The organism is Immundisolibacter sp., from assembly GCF_050250495.1.
Taxonomy (GTDB): Bacteria; Pseudomonadota; Gammaproteobacteria; order Immundisolibacterales; family Immundisolibacteraceae; genus Immundisolibacter.
Map to the genome: position 1 here is coordinate 16649 of NZ_JBFWOM010000015.1, position 18297 is coordinate 34945.

Genomic DNA, 18297 nt, shown 5'->3' on the forward strand with positions numbered 1-18297 from the left:
GGGAGATCATCATGAACGCATCGAACGACGGTCGGATGGCGGTCGCGCTGTTGCTGGTGGTGGCCACGATGCCCGCGAGGGCGGCTGACCCCGCCTTCCAGGCGTTCTTTTCTGCCACGTGTCCTGCCGCCCCTGGCGGAAGCAACCTCGAAAACGTCTGCCTTGCCGCGGGCACGAACATATCGGGCGACAGTGAAAGTTCTCTCAATCCGAGCCAGCCGCTGGCAGCGACTGATCAGCCCCTGGCGCGCGCCAGGGAAAAAGCGGCAGCCCTGCACGCGGACACGGATGAGGGTGCCGGCCCGGTTGCCGCAGAAAAGGTGGCACAGGTGGGCCCGTTCAGTTTGCTGGTCTCTGGCTCCGGCGAGTGGTTCGACCGCGATGCGAGTGGCGGCGAGCGTGGCTACGATGGTGACAGCTACGGCATCGAGCTGGGGCTCGATCGCCGGCTGTCCGATCGCGCGCTGGTTGGCGGGTTCGTCACTTACGCGCACACCAACGTCAACTTCGATGCCGATGTGGCCACTTCGTTTGTATCGCCCCCGAACGCAGGTGGAACCGATGTCAACAGCGGAAGTCTGGTGATTTTTGGTGCCTACAGTCTGAGCGACGCAGCCTACCTGGAGGCAGCGGCCGGCTACGGCCTGGGCGATTACGAGTTTCGCCGCAATGCCGTGGCGCAAGACTCCAACAACACGTTCACGATTCCAGTTCGCACTCGGGGCGACAGCGACGGTCAGGATTATTGGGCCAGTGTCGGCGGTGGTTACGACGTCGCCAAAGGCGCAGCCAGCTATGGACTGTATGGCCGCGTCACTTGGGCGCGTTCTGAAATCGACGGCTATCGCGAGAAGGATCTCAACGCCAGCGGTTTCGCCTTGCTGGTCGGTGACGCCAAACGTACATCGCTCACCACCACGCTCGGTGTGCGCGCGAGCCGCGCCGTCAGCTTCGACTGGGGCGTGCTGGTGCCGGCCGTGCGGGTGGAGTACGAGCACGAGTTCGAGGACGATCCGTCCAGCGTCACGTCGGCATTCATCGATGTTCCGGGATTGACGTTCTCCCCGGCCCGTGACGACCCCGACCAGGACTGGTTCAACCTGGCCCTTGGCACGCAGTTCATCCTGCCGGGCGGGCTGATGCCGTTCTTCGAGGCGCAGGCGCGGCTCGGTCAGCGCGACGTGGACCGTTATCAGGTGGTGCTCGGCGTGCGCTCGGAGTTCTGAGGCGCCGCCCATGCGCCTGCGCGCGGTGCTGCCCGGTTTGATGCTGGCGATCGCCTTGTCCGCCGTCGGGCAGGCGGTCGGCGCCGCGCCGGCGGTGTCCGACGTGGCGGCATTGCAGGTCGTGGACTGCCTGCTGCCGGGCCAGGTACGGCGTCTTGGCACGCGCGTGACGTACCTGTCCGCCCGACGCCCGGCGCGCCTGCCGGCGCGCGAGTGCGAGATTCGCGGCGGCGAATACGTGGCTTACGACCGGGCCGACTACCGCAGCGCGCTGCGAGTGTGGGAGGAGCAGGCCACGCAGGGCGATGCACGCGCGCAGACCTACGTCGGCGAGATCTACGAGAAGGGTCTTGGCGTGCCGCCGGACTACGCGCTGGCGGCGGTGTGGTACCGCAAGGCGGCGGATCAGGGCGACGCCCGCGCGCAGGTCAACCTGGGTCACCTGTACGAGGCCGGGCTCGGCGTGGACCGTGACCCGCAGGCCGCGCTGCGCTGGTACGCGGCCGCTGCTGGTGGCAAGGCCAACGTGGCACTGGAGCCGGTCGCCGCGACCCCGTCGGCGGACCCCGAGGCCGCGGCCCTGCGCGAGCAGCTCGCGCAAACCGAGCAGCAACTTGCCGCCGCGCGCGAGCAGTTGCAAGGCGCCACCGCTGCCTTGGAGGCGGAACGTGACCGCAGCCGGCGGGTGGCCGAGAGCGGCAGCACCGCGAGCGCGCAGCTCGCGGCGCGCGAAGCCGAGCTTGCTCGCCAGCAGCAGGAGACGGCGCGCCTGCAGGCGCAGACGCGGGACTTGAATGCCCGGCTCGCGGCCGCGCAGACCCGGCCGCCCGAGCCGGCGGCACCCGCGGCGCCGGTTGCCGGCCCGACGGTCACGCTGATCGAACCCCCGCTGCTGCGCACGCGCGGCGCGCCGGAACTGCCCGTGGCGCCCGATACGGCGCGGGATCTCGTCGGTCGCGTCACGGCGCCAGCCGGGCTGCTTTCCTTCAACGTCGACGGCCGCCCGCAGGACACCGACGCCAAGGGCCTGTTTCGCGTCAAGGTGCCGGTCGGCCGCGAGCGTCAGGCGGTGACGCTGGTGGCCGTGGACCGCCAGGGCGAGCGCGTGCAGCTCGACGTGGTGCTGGTGCCGCGCCAGGCGGCGCCCGTGCAGCCCGCGCAGCCGGTACGACCGCCGGTCGATTTCGGGCGTTTCCATGCGCTCGTCATCGGCGTGGATGCGTACCGGCACCCGCAGATGCGCGCGCTGAAGACCGCCGTCAGCGACGCCGGCGCCGTGGCCGACGTGCTCGGCAAGCGCTACGGGTTCAACGTCACGGTGCTGCGAAACCCCACACGCTACGAGATCCTCTCCGCGCTCGCCGGGTATTTCGAGACGCTCGGCGAAGAGGACAACTTCCTGCTCTATTACGCCGGCCACGGCACGCTGCAGGAAGGCGGGCCCGTAACGCGTGGCTACTGGCAACCGGCCGATGCCGAACCGGGCAGCCCGGCCAACTGGATTTCGAGCGTCGAGATCACCGACCAGCTCGGCGTGCTGCGGGCGAAGCAAATTCTGGTCATTGCCGATTCCTGCTACTCGGGGGCGTTGACGCGCTCCGCCGTGGCCCGCATGCCGGGGCAGTCCGCAGCCGAGCGCGACAACTGGCTGAAGCTGATGGCCCGCAAGCGCTCGCGCACGGCCTTGACCTCCGGCGGGCTGGCGCCGGTGCTGGATACCGGCAGCGGCGGGCACTCGGTGTTCGCGGCGGCCCTGCTCGACGTGCTGCGGACCAACCAGGACGTGCTGGAGGCGCAGCGGTTGTACCGCGAGGTGTCGGCCCGCGTGGCGCTGGCCGCGGAGCGGTATCGGGTCGAACAAGTGCCGGAGTACGCGCCCATCGGCACGGCCGGCCACGAGGCGGGCGATTTCTTCTTCGTGCCGGCGGGGCAAACGGCCGCGGCGCCTGCTCGCACCCCGACACCGCGCATGGCGCTGCGCTGAGCCGTTTACCCCGCCGGCGTCGCTGTGCCAAGCTACCGGCCGGCCGTGCCAGCACAGCCCGTGACATCGATACCGAACCCGCAACCGAGGAGCCTGCCGTGCGCGAACTGACGCTTGAAGAAGTACAAACCATCCTCACCGAAGGCGTCGCGCTGGCACGCTCTAAGGGCTTTCCGTCCACCGTCGCGGTGGTCGACATGGGCGGCAACGTGCGCGGCGTGCTGCGCCCCGAGAAAGGCCGCATCGCCAATCCGGACATCGCCATCAAGAAGGCCTGGACGGCAGCCGCGCTGCACCGCAGCACCACGCAGGTGCGCGACATCATGATCACCACCGACAAGTTCGGGCACGGCCTGCAGTTCACCGACGAGCGCTTCTGCATCGTCGGTGGCGGCTTCCCGATCCGTGATGAGGCGGGCGACGTCATCGGCGGCGTCGGCACCAGCGGCGGGCCGCTTGATCTCGACATCGAATGCTCGCTGGTCGGCATGCGCAAGCTCGGTTTCCCGACCGACTTCGCGGACCCGCTGGCTGGTGCGCCGATGACGGCCAAGGGTGCCAAGGCTACGAAGGCCGCGCCGGCCAAGGCGGCCAAGGCTGCACCGGCGAAGGCCGGCAAGGCGCCCGCCAAGGGCAAGAAGAAGTAACCGGAGGCTCGCCATGCTGTACGCAATCTGGATCGAGGACGTGCCGGACAGCCTGGAGCGCCGGCTGCGCGTGCGCGAGGCGCACCTGAACCGCCTGCGCGGTTTCGTGGCCGAGGGCAAGGTCAAGATGGCCGGGCCGTTTCCGAAGGTGCCGGGCGTCGAGCTGACGAAGGGCGGCTTTGCCGGTGGTCTCATCGTGGCCGAGTTCGACTCCGCCGATGAGGCCGAGCAGTGGCTGAAGGAAGACCCCTACTACGCCGAAGGGGTGTTCAAGCAGTACTGGATCCAGCCCTACATCAAGGTGCTGCCCGCCGACTGACGCGCCGCTGCCTGCGGCGCCCATGGCCGCCGCGGGCAGGTTTTCTTGTGGCCTTTCGGAGCGCGCATGTCCGCCCCCGTCGCAATCGCCGCCGTGTCGGAGTTGGCGCCCGGCCGTTTTCCCGACCAATCCACGCACAGCCTGTACCAGGCCGCCGTCGCCAGGCTCCTCGCCGAGTGGCCGATCAAGCCGGGTGACATCCAGGGCCTGCTGGTGGCGCCGGCCGGCATGGCCGACGGCGTGTCCGAGAACATCTTCGTGCACGAGCGCCTGGTCGAGGAACTCGGCCTCGACGCGACGTTCGCGGAGACCATCAACGTCGGCGGCTCGACGCACGCGGTGATGGCCATCCGCGCCGCGCTCGCCATTCGTGCGGGCCTGGCCGACGGCGTGCTGTGCGTGTCGGCGGGCCGTTTTCCGAACGTGGGCGGCGGCGGCGCCGAGCGCAACACACGCATCTTCGCCCACCCCGATTTCGACAGCCTGTACGGGCCATACATCCCGCCCATCTACGCGCAGGTGGCGACGCGCCACATGCACGAGTACGGCATCGGTCGCGATGCGATGGCGGCGGTGGCGGTCGGCCAGCGCGCCTGGGCGCTGCGTCACCCGCAGGCGCTGATGGCGCGCAAGGGGCCGCTCACGGCCGATGTCGTGCTTGCCTCGCGGCCCATCGCCTCGCCGTTTCACCTGCTCGACTGCTCGGTGCCGTGTGATGGCGGCGGCGCGTATCTGGTGGCGAGCGAGCGCCTGGCGCGGCGCCTGAATCCCAAGCCCGCCTGGCTGCGCGGCTACGGCGAGATGCACCGCCGCGCCAACGTGAGCCAGCTGCGCTCGCTGGATGACGTTGGCGGGCAGGCGGCGGCGCGGGCGGCGTTCGCCATGTCGGACCTCACTCCCGCCGACGTGCGCGTCGCGCAGCTCTACGACTCGTTCAGCTACAACCCGATCCTCGGCGTCGAGCACATGGGTCTCGTGCCGGCGGGGCAGGGCGGGCGGTTCTTTCTGGACGGCCGCGGCGCGCCGGGCGGCGATCTGCCGGTCAACAGCAACGGCGGCCTGTTGTCGTTCGGCCATACCGGAGACGCATCGGGTCTGTCGGTGATCGCGGAGGCTGCGCTGCAGGTCATGGGCCGTGCCGGCGAGCGGCAACTGCCGGCGCCGGTCGCACTCGTGCATTGCTACGGCGGCATGATGAGCGAGCACGCCGTGCTGCTGCTGGGAGATGCCCCGTGAGCAAGCTGTTGCCCGACATCGACGACCTCACGCGCCCGTTCTGGGACGCCGCGCGCGACGGGCGGCTCGTGATGCAGCGCTGCGCCGACTGCGGCGCCTACGTGTGGCACCCGCAGCCCTGGTGCCGGGCCTGTTACGGCCAGAATCTCGCCTGGCAGCAACTCAGCGGGCAGGCCGAGCTGTTCACCTACTCGGTGGTCCACTACGCGCCGTTGCCCGGTTACGCCGACGACGTGCCCTACGTGCTGGCCACGGTGCGCCTGGCCGAAGGGCCGCAGATGATGAACAACATCGTCGGCTGCGACTGGCAGCAGGTGCGCATCGGCCAGCGCCTTGCCCTGTGCTGGGAAGAGCGCGCCGGCGGCATCCGGGTGCCGCAGTTCACACCGCTGCCGTGACCCCGGCGCGTCCGGCGTGATGGCGCCCGGCGCCGCGGCATGAACACCCCCTGGACACGCGACGCGCGTGAGGTTGCGAGCGATCTCGGCGTCGACCCGGCGCGGGGTCTTGCCGACGCCGAAGCCGCGCAGCGCCTGCGCCGCGACGGGCCGAACCGCCTCGCCGCCGTCCGCCCGCGCAGTCTCGCCGCCATCCTGTGGGCGCAGTTGCGCAGCCTGCTGGTGGGCCTGCTGGCGGTCGCTGCCGGCATCGGCTTTCTGTCCGGCGACCGCGTCGAGGCCATCGCCATCCTCGCCGTGATCGCGCTCAACACCGCCATCGGCTTTTTCAGCGAACTGCGCGCCGTGCGCTCCATGGAGGCACTGCGCAGGCTCGGCGTCACCACCTGCCGCGTGCGCCGCGGCGGGCGCCTGCAGGAGCTTTCGGCCGACGCGCTGGTGGCCGGCGACATCGTGCTGCTGGAAGGCGGCGACGTGGTGCCGGCCGACCTTCGCGTGCTGGAGGCGGCGCGCGTGCAGGTGGACGAATCCGCGCTCACCGGCGAGTCGCTGCCGGTCGCGAAGCACGCCGAGCCGCTGCCCGCCGACACGCCGCTCGCCGAGCGCGCCTGCATGCTGTACCGCGGCACCGCCGTCAGCGCCGGCACGGTGCTCGGCGTCGTGACGGCCACTGGCATGGCGACGGAACTTGGCGCCATCACCCGCCTGGTGGGCGCGGCGAAACCACAAACAACACCGCTCGAACGCCGCCTCGACCGGCTCGGGCAGCGGCTCGCGGTGCTGGCGCTGGCGATTGCGGCGGTGGTGGTCGCCGTCGGACTCGCCAGGCATCACGCGCCGATGCTGATGGTGATGACCGGCATCGCGCTCGCGGTGGCCGCGTTGCCGGAGGGCCTGCCGGTGGTCGCCACGCTGTCGCTGGCGCGCGGCATGCACCGAATGGCGCGGCGAAACGCGCTCATCAACCGCCTGGCGGCGGTGGAGACGCTCGGCGCCACCACCGTCATCTGTACCGACAAGACCGGCACGCTGACCGAGAACCGCCTCACCGTCACGCACCTGGTGCTGCCGGATGCCGGTCCGCGCGAGCTGCCGGCCGATGCCGTGCCGCCCGCGCTGGCGACGGCTCGCGCGCACCTGCTGGACGCCGGCCGGCGGTGCAACAACGCCGTGCTGCACGGCGAGCAGGGCATCGGCGACCCGCTCGAAGTCGCCCTGCTGCTGGCGGCGCTCGACCTGCCGGCCATCGATGTGGAGCGCGTTGCCGAAGAGCCCTTCGACCCGGTGCGCCGGCTCATGGCCACCGTGCACGGCACGCCCGGCAATTACCACATCGCCGTCAAGGGCGCGCCGGAGGCGGTGCTGGCGCGCTGCGTGGCGGTGGCCGACGGCGATGGCACGCAGCCGATCGACACCGCGCAGCGCCAGCGTTGGCTTGCCGCCAACGAGGCGCTCGCCGCCCGCGGCCTGCGTGTGCTGGCGCTCGCGCGTCGTCAGTGCGACACGCTGCCCGACGATCCCTGCGCCGATCTCACCTTGCTCGGGCTGGTCGGCCTGATGGACCCGCCGCGCGCGGACGTGGCATCCGCCATCGCCGACTGCCGCGCCGCCGGCATCCGCGTGGTGATGGTTACCGGCGATCAGCTCGCGACCGCCCGCCACGTGGCGCAGACGCTGGGCCTGACAGACGGCGACGGTGCGGCCTTGCCCGGCGAGGCACTGGAGCGGCCGCAGGACTACGGCGGCGAGGCGGCGGTGCTGGCCGCGCGCGTGTTCGCGCGCGTGAGTCCGGCGCAGAAGATGGCGCTGGTGACGCACCTTCAGGCCCGCGGCGAGGTGGTGGCGATGACCGGCGATGGCGTCAACGACGCGCCGGCGCTGAAGCAGGCCGACATCGGCGTCGCCATGGGCCGGCGCGGCACGCAGGTGGCGCGCGAGGCGGCCGCCATGGTGCTGCGCGACGACGCGTTTGCCAGCATCGCCGCGGCGGTGGCGCAGGGACGGGTGATCTTCGGCAACATCCGCCGCTTTGCGGTGTACCTGCTGTCGTGCAACCTGAGCGAGGTGCTGGTGGTCGGCCTCGCCACGCTGGCCGGCGGCCCGCTGCCGCTGCTGCCGCTGCAGATTCTGTTTCTGAATCTGGTGACGGACGTGTTCCCGGCGCTGGCGCTCGGCGCCGGCGAGGCCGACGGCAGCGAGATGCGCCAGCCGCCGCGCCCGCCCGGTGAGCCCATCCTCACCACCCGGCACTGGCGGCAGGTGGTCGGTTACGGCATGGCCATCACGGTCGCCACGCTGCTGGCGTTCGGCATCGCGCTCGGGCCGTTCGCGGCCACGCCGCCGCAGGCCGTGGTGGTGGCCTTTCTCACGTTGGCGCTCGCGCAGTTGTGGCATGTGGGCAACATGCGCCCGGCCGGCAGCCCGCTGCTCGGCAATGCCGTCACGCGCAACCGGTACGTGTGGGCGGCGCTTGGGCTGTGCGTCGCCCTGCTGGGTGCGGCCGTGTACTGGCCGCCGCTGGCCGTGGTGCTGCATCTTGCGCCACCGGATGCAGCGCAGTGGGGTCTGATTGGCGTCGCCAGCCTGTTGCCGGTGGCGGGGCGGTGGGCCGTGGACAGCCTGCGCGGAGGTGCGCGTCATGCAACACCCTGAGTTCGATCTCGATCCGGGCATCGTTTACCTCAACCACGCCGCGGTGGCGCCGTGGCCGCGGCGCACGGCGGACGCGGTGGCGCGCTTCGCGGCCGAGAACGCCCGCGACGGGGCGCGGCACTACCCGCGCTGGCTCACCGTCGAGCGGCGGTTGCGCGAGCGGTTGGCGCGGCTGATCGGCGCCGCGGCGCACGACGTGGCCCTGCTCAAGAACACGTCGGAGGCGATCTCGGTGGTCGCCTTCGGCTTTCCCTGGCAGGCCGGCGACAACGTGGTGCTGGCGGCCGAGGAGTTCCCGTCGAACCGCATCGCCTGGCAGGCGTTGTCGCGGCTGGGCGTCGAGTGCCGGGTGGCGCAACTCACCGGCGCCGCCGATCCCGAACAGGTGCTGCTGGACCTGATCGACCACCGCACGCGCGTGCTGGCGGTGTCGTCGGTGCAGTACGGCCGCGGGCTGCGCATGGATCTGGAACGCCTCGGTGCCGCCTGCCGGGCGCGCGGCGTGGCGCTGTGCGTGGATGCCATCCAGAGCCTGGGTGCGTTGCCGTTCGACGTGAACGCTGTGCAGGCGGACTTTGTGATGGCGGACGGCCACAAGTGGATGCTGGGGCCGGAGGGCCTAGCCCTGCTGTGGGTGCGGCCCGAGTGGCGCGAGCGCCTTGCGCTGTTCCAGTACGGCTGGCACATGACGCGGGAGGCCGGCAATTTCGACGCCACCGCGTGGCAGCCGGCGGACGACGCGCGCCGCTTCGAGTGCGGCAGCCCGAACCTGCTCGGCGCGCACGGGCTCGACGCCAGCCTGTCGCTGCTGGAGGAGGTCGGCATTGAGTGTGTGGCGGAGGCGGTGCTGGCGCGCGGCGGGCATCTCGTCGAACGCATCGCCGCGCGGCCGGAACTCGAACTCCTGAGCGATCCGAGCCCGCACCGCCGCTCCGGCATCGTCACCTTTCGTCACCGCGGCATCGACAACGCCGCCTTGCATCGTCGTCTCACCGAAGCCGGCGTGGTGTGCGCGGCGCGCGGCGCCGGGGTGCGCTTCTCGCCGCATTTCTGTACGCCTGTCGAGCAACTCGACGCGGCGCTGGCAGTCGTACCGAAATAGCCCACCGCGGGCCGCGGGTAAAATCGCGAGCCCCCTTTCACGACACGGAATCCGCATGGAAGCCTTCCACGGCACCACCATCCTGTCCGTCCGGCGCAACGGCCGGGTGGTGCTGGGCGGCGACGGCCAGGTCACGCTCGGCAACATGGTCATGAAGCGCGGCGCGCGCAAGGTGCGCCGGCTGCACCACGGCCGGGTGCTGGCCGGTTTTGCCGGCGCCACGGCGGACGCCTTCACGCTGTTCGAGCTGTTCGACGCCAAGCTCGAAAAACACTCCGGCCAGCTCGCCCGCGCGGCCGTGGAACTCGCCAAGGACTGGCGCACCGACCGCCTGCTGCGGCGGCTCGAAGCCATGCTGGCGGTGGCCGATGCCGAGACCTCGCTGATCGTGTCCGGCAACGGCGACGTGCTGGAGCCGGAGGACGGCCTGATGGCCATCGGCTCCGGCGGCGCCTACGCGCAGTCCGCGGCGCGCGCGCTGCTGGACCACTCGCCGCTCGACGCGCGGCAGATCGTGGAAGCCGCGCTCGGCATCGCCGCCGACATCTGCATCTACACCAACCACTCGCTCACCATCGAGGAGCTCGGCGCCTGAGGCGCACCGCCATGTCCATGACCCCGCGCGAAATCGTTCAGGAGCTCGACAAGCACATCGTCGGGCAGGATGCCGCCAAGCGCGCGGTGGCGATCGCCCTGCGTAACCGCTGGCGCCGCCAGCAGGTGGCCGATCCGCTGCGCGCCGAGATCACGCCGAAGAACATCCTCATGATCGGCCCGACCGGCGTCGGCAAGACCGAGATCGCGCGGCGTCTGGCGCGGCTTGCGGGTGCGCCGTTTTTGAAGATCGAAGCGACCAAGTTCACGGAGGTGGGCTACGTCGGGCGCGACGTCGAGTCCATCGTGCGTGACCTGATGGACGTCGCCGTCAAGCAGACCCGCGAGCAGGAACTCGCCAAGGTGCGCCACCGCGCCGAGGACGCCGCCGAGGAGCGCGTGCTCGATCTGCTGCTGCCGGGTTCGCGGGACAGCGAGGGCTGGTCGGCGGCCGAGGGCAGCGCCGACACGCGCCAGAAGTTCCGCAAGCGCCTGCGCGAGGGCCAGCTCGACGACAAGCAGGTGGAGATCGAGGTCTCGCTGCCCCAGGTCGGTGTCGAGATCATGGCCCCGCCCGGCATGGAGGAACTCACCCAGCAGTTGCAGGGCATGTTCCAGAACATGGGCGGCCGGCGCACGCGCCGCCGCCAGGTGCGCGTCGCCGAGGCGCTGCGCCTGCTGACCGACGAGGAGGCGGCGAAGTTCGTCAACGACGACGACATCAAGCGCGCCGCCGTGCACAACGCCGAGCAGAACGGCATCGTGTTCATCGACGAGATCGACAAGATCACCCAGCGCGGCGGCGACCGCGGCGGCAGTGGTGGCAGCGGGGGCGAGGTGTCGCGCGAGGGCGTGCAGCGCGACCTGCTGCCGCTGATCGAGGGCAGCACCGTCACCACCAAGCACGGCCAGGTGCGCACGGACCACATTCTGTTCATCGCGTCCGGCGCGTTTCACCTGAGCAAGCCGTCGGACCTGATCCCGGAGCTGCAGGGCCGGCTGCCGATCCGCGTGGAACTCGACTCGCTGCGCGTCGAGGACTTCGTGCGCATCCTCACCGATACCGACGCCGCGCTCACCGAGCAGGCGAGCGCGCTGCTGGCGACCGAGGGCGTGACGCTCGTCTTTGCGCCGGATGGCGTGCGGCGCCTGGCGCAGATCGCCTTCGAGGTGAACGAGCGTACCGAGAACATCGGCGCGCGGCGTCTGCACACGGTGATGGAGCGGCTGCTCGAAGACTTGTCATTCACCGCTGCCGACCGCGGCGGTGAGCAGGTGATGGTGGACGCCGCCTACGTGGACCAGCGCCTGGCGGACCTCGCGGGCGATCAGGATTTGAGCCGCTACATCCTTTGAGGCGCGTTCAGGCTGGCTGCCGGACCCGCCACACGATCAACCCCGCCGCCACCAGCGGCAGGGCGAGCAGCAGAAAGTAGCGCCCCATCGGCCAGCCGAGGCTGATCAGCACGCCGCCCGTGTAGGGCCCGAGGATGGCGCCGAAGCGCCCGGCGCCGAGCGCAAGGCCGACGCCCGTGGCGCGCGCCGAATCCGGATACAGCCGCGCCGCAAGCGAATAAAGACCAATCAGCCCGCCGAGCGCGAAGAAGCCGGCCAGCACGGTGAGCGCGAACAGCACGTTCACGGCGCCGCTGGCCTGGCCGATGGCCATGATGAGCAGGCCGCCCAGCACGAAGAACCCACACATCATCGGGTGCATGGGCCAGCGGGCGGACAGGTGGCCGAGCGCCAGCATGCCGATGCCGCCGCCGAGGTTCAGCAGCATGCCGGCGCCGATGGCGCGCTCGCTAGGCACGCCGGCCTCGACCAGCACCGTCGGCGTCCAGTTGAGCAGGAAGTACAGCGTGAGGTTGCCGAGGAAAAAGCACGCCCACAGCGCAAGACTCGGCGCGAGCCAGTGCCCGCGCAGCAGGTCCGCCACGCGCACCGGCGCGGTGTTGGTTGCGGTGTCGGGCGCGGCGCCGAGCCGAATGCCCAGCGTGGCGGCGATCTGCTCGGCACGGCGCCGTGCGCGCGGGCTCACGCTGCGGCCGAGGTAGTGCAGCGATTCCGGCAGCCCGAACAGCAGCAGCGGCAGCGTGGCGAGCGTGAACACGCCGCCGGCCACGAATACCGCCGGCCAGCCGAAGGTCGGAATGAGCTGGCCGGCGAGAAATCCCCCCGCGATGCCGCCCACCGGGTAGCCCAGATGCATGAAGGCGATGGCGAGGTTGCGCCGCGCGTCCGGTGTGTATTCGGCGACCAGCGTGTTGAGGCTCGGCAGCAGCGCGCCGATGGCAAGGCCGGTGAATACCCGCAGCGTCATGAGCTGCGCCACCGTGCCGGCGGCGGCGGTCAGCAGTGTGCTGAGGCCAAGCACCGTGGTGGCGATGAGGATCATGCGCCGGCGGCCGATGCGGTCCGCCGCCGGCCCGAGCACGAACGAGCCGATCGTCATGCCGACCAGGCCGCTGCTGAACACGATGCCGAGCGTTTTCGGGTCGAGCTGCCAGGCCTTGGCGATGGCCGGCGCGGCGAAGGAAATCGCCAGCAGGTCGAAGCCGTCCAGCATGTTGACCAGCCAGCACAGCGCCACCACGCGCCATTGCAGCGCGGACATCGGCCGCGCGTCGAGCTGGGCCTGGAGCGAGGTCGCCGCGTCGGCCATCGGCCAGTCTCCCGTGATTATTGGCCGCTGGCGCGGTCCGGCCGAGGTCAGGCCGGCTTCAAGCCTACCTTCAATCCAGCGGCTGCGGCCCCGCCATGGGCACGTCCAGATATGCGCAGTCGGCGCCGACGAACCGGGCCAGCGCGTCGATGAGCTCGCCGTAGGGCGCGGCCTCGTCGCCCAGCTCCGCGAGCGCGGCGGCGAGCGCCGGCACCCAGCGCGCCAGGTGCCGGTCCAGAAAATCGGCCTGCGCGCGGCGCAGGTTGTCGGTGTTGTCGGGTGGCGCGCCGGCTTCGAGGAAGGCGAGATAGTGCATGAACTCGATTTCCGTCAGCAGGTGATCCGGCCGCTCGCGCGCGCCGCCGGCGGAGAAGTCGAGCCCGAAGTAGCGATAAAAGCGCAGCAGCTCTTCCCACAGTTGCTGCTCGGGTGGCGCGCCGTCGTGGCGGGCTTCGAGCAGCGCGACCCGCGGGCGGCTCCCGATGGCGTCGAACAGCGCGGTGTGCGTCTGCCCGAGCGCACGCGCGTCGCGCAGCGGCGGCGTGACGAAGGTGTAGCGGTAGGGCAGGGCGCGGGCGGTGTCGGCGAACGCCGCGTACAGCTCGCCGTCGGCCAGCGCCGCGCCGATGTCGCCCTGCGGGAACTGCAGCGCGGTGGCGAACAGGCCATACAGACGGCTGCGCGTGGCGGCGTCGGACGGCGCCTCGATGGCCAACTCCGCGGTGTCGAGTGCCGCTTCGCTCATGCCGCGACCGGCACCAGCGTGAAGTCGCCCGAGAACGACTTGCGCCCGGCGCGCTCCCGGTTGCCGCCGCTCCACACGCCAAACGCCAGCTTGGTCGGCGTGCCGGGCTCGAACTGCGCGTACTGGTTGCCCACCTTGAGCGGGCGCTCCAGCACCACGTGCCAGCGGCCGTCCTTGTGGATGGCCTTCGAGCTGAGCTGCGCGTCCTTGCCCGGCCGGCGGGTGGAGGTGCCGTAGCCCTCGGCCACCACGTCGAAGGGCTGCTCGGCCTTGTCCGCCTTCCAGTACCAGGCGTTCACCGGCTCGCCGGGGCTGCCCATGGTCGCGGCGCTGGCCTTGGCGGTGAGCGGGAACATCACCGCCACGCCGTCCACGAACTGATCGAGATCCGCAATCCTGTCGTGCCGGTCGCTGGCCCATGACAGGCGCAGCGCCAGCACCTTGCCGTTGTGCAGGCCGGCGACGCTGAGGCCGTGGATCACGCCATGATCGGTGCTCTGGGCGATGAAGGGCGAGATGGCCTCGATGGCCGGGTTGCCCTTCAGCGGCGTCGGCACCATGGGGAAATCCTGCCCGGCGGCTTGCTGCCAGATGGCGTTGGCAGGGTCGAGCAGGGTGGCGGCGTCGGCCGTGACGCGCTTGATTTCCATTACACGGCCTCCTGCAGCGGATCGTTGCTGAAGTCCTTGAAGCGATCCCAGAAGTTGCGGCCGATCAGCAAGTCCATGATCTCCGACGGCTCGCCCTTCTGGCGCCTAGCGCGCTCGGCCTTGAGCCTGGCGATGACCGGCACCACGTCCGGCCCGAACAGCGTGATCAGCACCTCGGCCTCGACGCGGCCCTCGTCGGTGATGGAGCCATCCTCGGCAAAGGCACGCGTGGTGTCGAACGGCGGGATGTAGAACACGTTCGGTTCCGTGCCGTACTCCGGGTGCAGCGGCAGCGCCACCTTGTGCACGTGGATCAGTTTGTACAGATCGCTTTCCTTGTCGTCGAGGTAGCCGAACATGCGCGTGCGGCCCGGGCACTGACGGTCGCAGGCCGGCGCGATGCCCTGCTCGACGCGCGGGTAGCACATCACGCACTTCTCGGACTTCTGCGACACCGGGTTGTAGTAGATGGCCTTGTACGGGCAGGCCTCGACGCACAGCCGGTCGCCGTTGCAGCGCTCCTGGTCCAGCACCACGATGCCGTCCTCGGCGCGCTTGTACAGCGCATTGTGCGTGCAGGCCTTCAGGCACGGCGCGTCGGCGCAGTGGTAGCACTTGCGCGGCAGGTAGAAGTAATAGCCGTTCGGCCAGTCGCCGTCGCCCTCGTCCTCGTCCCAGTTGTAGCCCCACTTGGGGTCCTCGCCGGTGACGGCGGAGGTCGGCTTCAGGTGCACCGACTGGCCCTTGCCGGCGAAGAACACGTCGGCGTGGTTGAAGGTGAAGTTGTCGCCGACGTCGGCGAGCGTGGTCAGCTTGCCGGGGGTCGGCGTGCCGTCCTTGGCGTAGCCGCCGCCCATCTTTTCGTACTCGCGCGGGTAGCCGGCGCCTGGGAACGTGGTCACGTTCATCCAGCGCATGTGCTCGGTGCCTTCGCGCGTGGTCCACAGGCTCTTGCAGGCCTGGGTGCAGGTCTGGCAGCCCATGCATTTGTTCAGATCGATGATGTTGCCGACCTGCCGGTCGTGGCGCAGCAGTTCTTCCTTGGGCGCGCCGCGGGGTGCGAATGCCATGGTGATTCCTCCTTGAAAGGCGGCTTGAAAGACGGCTGACGCCGCTCAGGCCTTCTTGATCTTGCGAAAGTCCACCCGCACGCCGCGGTCGGTGCTGGGGCCGGGGCTGCCGTTGTAGAGGTAGTAGCGCAACTGCTCGTAGCCGCCGGCCAGATGCAGCGGCTTCGGCTGGCCGATCAGCAGGCGGTCGTAGACCTTCCATTCCGGGAACTGGTAGGCCTCCCAGAAGTAGACGACCACCTGGTCCGGCGCCACGGTGGGCGTGGTGCGCAGCATGATCTCGAAGTTCGAGAAGTCGTTGAACACCTCGACCATCTCGCCGTCGGCGACGCCACGTTGCTTGGCAATCTTGTCGTTGACGTGCATCACCGGCTGGGCGCGGTGCAGGCGCATCAGCGAGGGCTGCGCGAGGTGCACCGAGTGCACGCTGTGGCGCGGGTGGCCGCCGGTGATGGCGAACGGGTGATCGCCGCCGATCTTCGGCTGCGCCTTCCAGCGCGGCAGCGCCTCATTCGCTTCGAGGTACCAGTCGTGGTCGAGGTAGAACTGCGCCCGGCGCGTGTAGGTGGGGTAGGTCTTTTTCTCGTCCACGTGCCAGCGCAGGCTGAAGAAGGGCTTGCGCGGGTCGTACTCGTTGGCGACCACGTCCTTCATGAAGCCCATGCCGAAACTCGCCTGCTCGATCATGCCGGCCTTGCGGAAGGACTCGTAGGTGGTGCCCTTGGGGAAGGTGCCGGTGGCCTCGGCGATCGCCACCATTTCCTTGAGCGCGTCCTCCTGCGTCTTGAGGTAGCCGTTCATGCTGTAGCGGTTCCACAGGTCCGCGTAGCGGCGCTCCTGGCCGAACACGTCCTGGTAGCCGGTGAGGCCGCGCTCGGCGGCGATGGCGACCACCTTCTGCAGGATGGCGGAGTAGATGTCCCACTCCGGCTTGCACTCGCCGGGCGGCTGCACGGCCTGCTCGATCATGCACATGCGCGGGTTGGTGGTGATCGAGATGGTCATGTCCGGCTTTTCGTAATACCAGGCCGCCGGCAGGACGATGTCGCAGAACATGGCCGTGGACGACATGCGCGGCTCCACCGCGAACATCATCTTCAGCTTCGGGAACAGGTGCTTGGGGTACTGCAGCGCGGCGCTGCGCACGCGCCGGATGGGGTTGCTGGCGGTGATCATCAGCACCCGCGGCTGCTTGTCCGGCGCCGGGCGCAGGTGGGTCTTGTTCCACCAGCCCTTCTCGATCGCCTCGTCCATGTAGCCGGTGAAGGACTTCTTCAGCGCCGGGTCGTGCCAGGCGGCGTTGTCGTACAGCTCCTTGTAGCCGGCGTGGTGGTAGAGGAAGAACACCGGCGGCACGGTGCCGACGATGGCCGTCATCTGCTTGACGAGCTCGACGCCGATCAGCTCCTGGCTGATTTCCGGATCCGCGGCGCGCGCCTTGGCGGCGAGCGCGTCTTCGAGTTCCTTGATCTGCGCGAGCCCGCCCAGGTGCACGGGCTTCTCCAGCAGCATCATCATCTCGACGTGGTCGGCCGGCATGGCCCAGGAGTTCCAGCCGGTGCCGGGCTTGCCCCAGTTGCCGGTGAGCGCCATGGCCAGCATGAGCGACCGCTCGGCAAGATCGCCGTGATAGATCTTGGCCGACGAGAAGCCGATATAGGCTGCCGTGCGCTTGGTGGCCACCTTCTTGGCGAGCGTGCGCACCAGCGACGGGTGCACGCCGGTCATGGCCTGGGCTTTCTCGGGCGTGTGTTCGGCGAGCACCTTCTTGAGGCTCTCGAACACCGGTATGACGGTGACGGTGGTGCCATCGTGCAGCTTCACCTCGAAGCGGCCTTCGAGCGCCGGGTCGCCGGAAAACTTGAGCGTGCCGCGCGGCGCCTTGGCGATGGCGCCGGCCTTGCTGTCGTACACGTAGAGCTGGTCCTCGCGGCCGGCGCCGGTGACGTCCGTCTCGCGCAGGAACTTGCTGCTGTCCGTGCGCACCAGCAGCGGCAGGTCGGTCTGTTCCTTGATGAAGGGGCGGTCGATCAGGTTCTCGCTGACCAGCACCTCACAGATGGCCATCCAGAAACCCGCGTCGGTGCCGGTTTTCACCGGCACGTGGTAGTCGGCGTGGATGGTGCTCGGGCTGTAGTCGGGCGCGATCGACACCAGCTCCGTGCCGTTGTAGCGGGCCTCGGTCAGGAAGTGGTACACCGCCGGCATGGTGTACGACCAGTTGGTGCAGGTGGTGAATACCAGCTCGGCGTCGAACAGGTTGTCGGCGCTGTAGCCGATGTGCATCTTGCCGATGGTGTCGGAGATGCCCTTGTAGAAGTCGCCGATCAGCACGTTGAGGTCCGGATTCACGCCGCCGATGGCGGCGTTCATGCGGTGGCTGCCGGCCCAGCCGACGCTGCCCAGATGCGCGTGCGGCGGGTCGAGCACGAAGCTGTCCGGGCCGAACTCCTCCAGGCCGTCGACGATGGCGCTGGCGATGTCGCCGACCGCCTCGTCCCAGGAAATGCGCTCCCACTTGCCGGAGCCGCGCTCGCCGATACGCCGCAACGGGTACTTGATGCGCTCGTCGCCGTACAGGTTGCTGTGGAAGGAGCAGCCCTTCTGGCAGCCGAGGGGGTTGTAGTCGGGGTAGTTGGGGTTGCTGGCGTGGTTCTTGGCCGATTGTTCCTCGCGCCAGACCATGCCGTCCTTCACGTACACGTGGAACGAGCACGAGCCCGGCAGACACACGTTGGTGTGCGAGCCCCAGGTGACCTTGTCCCAGTTCCAGATCTGCCGGTACAGGTCCGGCACGCCGCGGTAGTCGAGGGTCTTTTCGGCGGCGAACACGTCGCGCACGAAGGCGGACGACACGGCGCCGCCGAGCTGCGTGAGGGTCAGCGCCAGCGCGGTGCCGCCGCTGCCCTTGAGGAAGCCGCGCCGGGTGACGGCGAGCCCCGGTTCGTCGGCCCCCATCGACAGTCCCTGGTCGATCTTGCCCATGCCGTTCTCCTCCGTGTGCGGGCG

General features: G+C 69.9%; 15 protein-coding genes. 10 read left to right on the forward strand and 5 right to left on the reverse strand.

The features are described from left to right. Window positions 1-11: 11 nt before the first annotated feature. The 10 genes from AB7F93_RS10415 (at window position 12) to hslU (ending at window position 11514) form a co-directional block, all read left to right on the forward strand. Window positions 12-1226 carry an autotransporter outer membrane beta-barrel domain-containing protein gene (locus tag AB7F93_RS10415; RefSeq protein WP_428302843.1) on the forward strand — a complete coding sequence of 405 codons (1215 nt, stop codon included), beginning with the start codon at window positions 12-14 and terminating at the stop codon, window positions 1224-1226. A gap of 10 nt (window positions 1227-1236) precedes the next feature. Further along, window positions 1237-3210, forward strand: coding sequence for a caspase family protein (locus AB7F93_RS10420; RefSeq protein WP_428302844.1), 1974 nt, complete (start codon window positions 1237-1239; stop codon window positions 3208-3210). A 98-nt stretch (window positions 3211-3308) separates the two neighbouring features. Further along, complete coding sequence (locus tag AB7F93_RS10425; protein ID WP_428302845.1) at window positions 3309-3857, forward strand: GlcG/HbpS family heme-binding protein; 549 nt, start codon at window positions 3309-3311, stop codon at window positions 3855-3857. Between the two features lie 13 nt (window positions 3858-3870). Beyond that, on the forward strand, window positions 3871-4176 hold the full coding sequence (locus tag AB7F93_RS10430; RefSeq protein ID WP_428302846.1) for a YciI family protein: 306 nt from the start codon (window positions 3871-3873) through the stop codon (window positions 4174-4176). 66 nt (window positions 4177-4242) lie between these two features. After that, entirely contained in the window at window positions 4243-5412 is a 1170-nt protein-coding gene (locus tag AB7F93_RS10435) for a thiolase family protein (protein ID WP_428302847.1), read from the forward strand. Further along, the gene (locus tag AB7F93_RS10440; RefSeq protein ID WP_428302848.1) at window positions 5409-5810 is read left to right on the forward strand and encodes a Zn-ribbon domain-containing OB-fold protein; all 402 of its coding nucleotides are present in this window, start codon (window positions 5409-5411) and stop codon (window positions 5808-5810) included. Before AB7F93_RS10435 ends, AB7F93_RS10440 begins: the two co-directional genes overlap by 4 nt. A gap of 39 nt (window positions 5811-5849) precedes the next feature. Continuing rightward, window positions 5850-8462: a cation-translocating P-type ATPase gene (locus tag AB7F93_RS10445; RefSeq protein WP_428302849.1), complete on the forward strand. Its 2613-nt coding sequence runs from the start codon at window positions 5850-5852 to the stop codon at window positions 8460-8462. After that, a complete protein-coding gene (locus AB7F93_RS10450; RefSeq protein WP_428302850.1) occupies window positions 8449-9564 on the forward strand; it encodes an aminotransferase class V-fold PLP-dependent enzyme in 1116 nt (371 codons plus the stop codon). Before AB7F93_RS10445 ends, AB7F93_RS10450 begins: the two co-directional genes overlap by 14 nt. Before the next feature lie 55 nt (window positions 9565-9619). Beyond that, window positions 9620-10159: an ATP-dependent protease subunit HslV gene (gene hslV / locus AB7F93_RS10455; protein ID WP_428302851.1), complete on the forward strand. Its 540-nt coding sequence runs from the start codon at window positions 9620-9622 to the stop codon at window positions 10157-10159. Between the two features lie 17 nt (window positions 10160-10176). Beyond that, the gene (gene hslU, locus AB7F93_RS10460) at window positions 10177-11514 is read left to right on the forward strand and encodes an ATP-dependent protease ATPase subunit HslU (RefSeq protein WP_428302882.1); all 1338 of its coding nucleotides are present in this window, start codon (window positions 10177-10179) and stop codon (window positions 11512-11514) included. A gap of 7 nt (window positions 11515-11521) precedes the next feature. Here the strand turns inward: hslU and AB7F93_RS10465 are convergent, their stop codons facing one another. The 5 genes from AB7F93_RS10465 to AB7F93_RS10485 all read right to left on the reverse strand — a co-directional run bounded on the left by AB7F93_RS10465 (window position 11522) and on the right by AB7F93_RS10485 (window position 18273). Further along, complete coding sequence (locus AB7F93_RS10465; RefSeq protein WP_428302852.1) at window positions 11522-12823, reverse strand: MFS transporter; 1302 nt, start codon at window positions 12821-12823, stop codon at window positions 11522-11524. 70 nt (window positions 12824-12893) lie between these two features. Beyond that, window positions 12894-13568 (reverse strand): molecular chaperone TorD family protein, encoded by a 675-nt coding sequence (locus AB7F93_RS10470; RefSeq protein ID WP_428302853.1) that lies wholly within the window; start codon window positions 13566-13568, stop codon window positions 12894-12896. Then, the gene (locus AB7F93_RS10475; RefSeq protein WP_428302854.1) at window positions 13565-14218 is read right to left on the reverse strand and encodes an ethylbenzene dehydrogenase-related protein; all 654 of its coding nucleotides are present in this window, start codon (window positions 14216-14218) and stop codon (window positions 13565-13567) included. Before AB7F93_RS10475 ends, AB7F93_RS10470 begins: the two co-directional genes overlap by 4 nt. Further along, window positions 14218-15288 (reverse strand): 4Fe-4S dicluster domain-containing protein, encoded by a 1071-nt coding sequence (locus tag AB7F93_RS10480; RefSeq protein WP_428302855.1) that lies wholly within the window; start codon window positions 15286-15288, stop codon window positions 14218-14220. The genes AB7F93_RS10475 and AB7F93_RS10480 overlap by 1 nt, the downstream gene beginning before the upstream one ends. Window positions 15289-15333: 45 nt before the next feature. Further along, the gene (locus AB7F93_RS10485; protein WP_428302856.1) at window positions 15334-18273 is read right to left on the reverse strand and encodes a molybdopterin-dependent oxidoreductase; all 2940 of its coding nucleotides are present in this window, start codon (window positions 18271-18273) and stop codon (window positions 15334-15336) included. Window positions 18274-18297 lie beyond the last annotated feature (24 nt).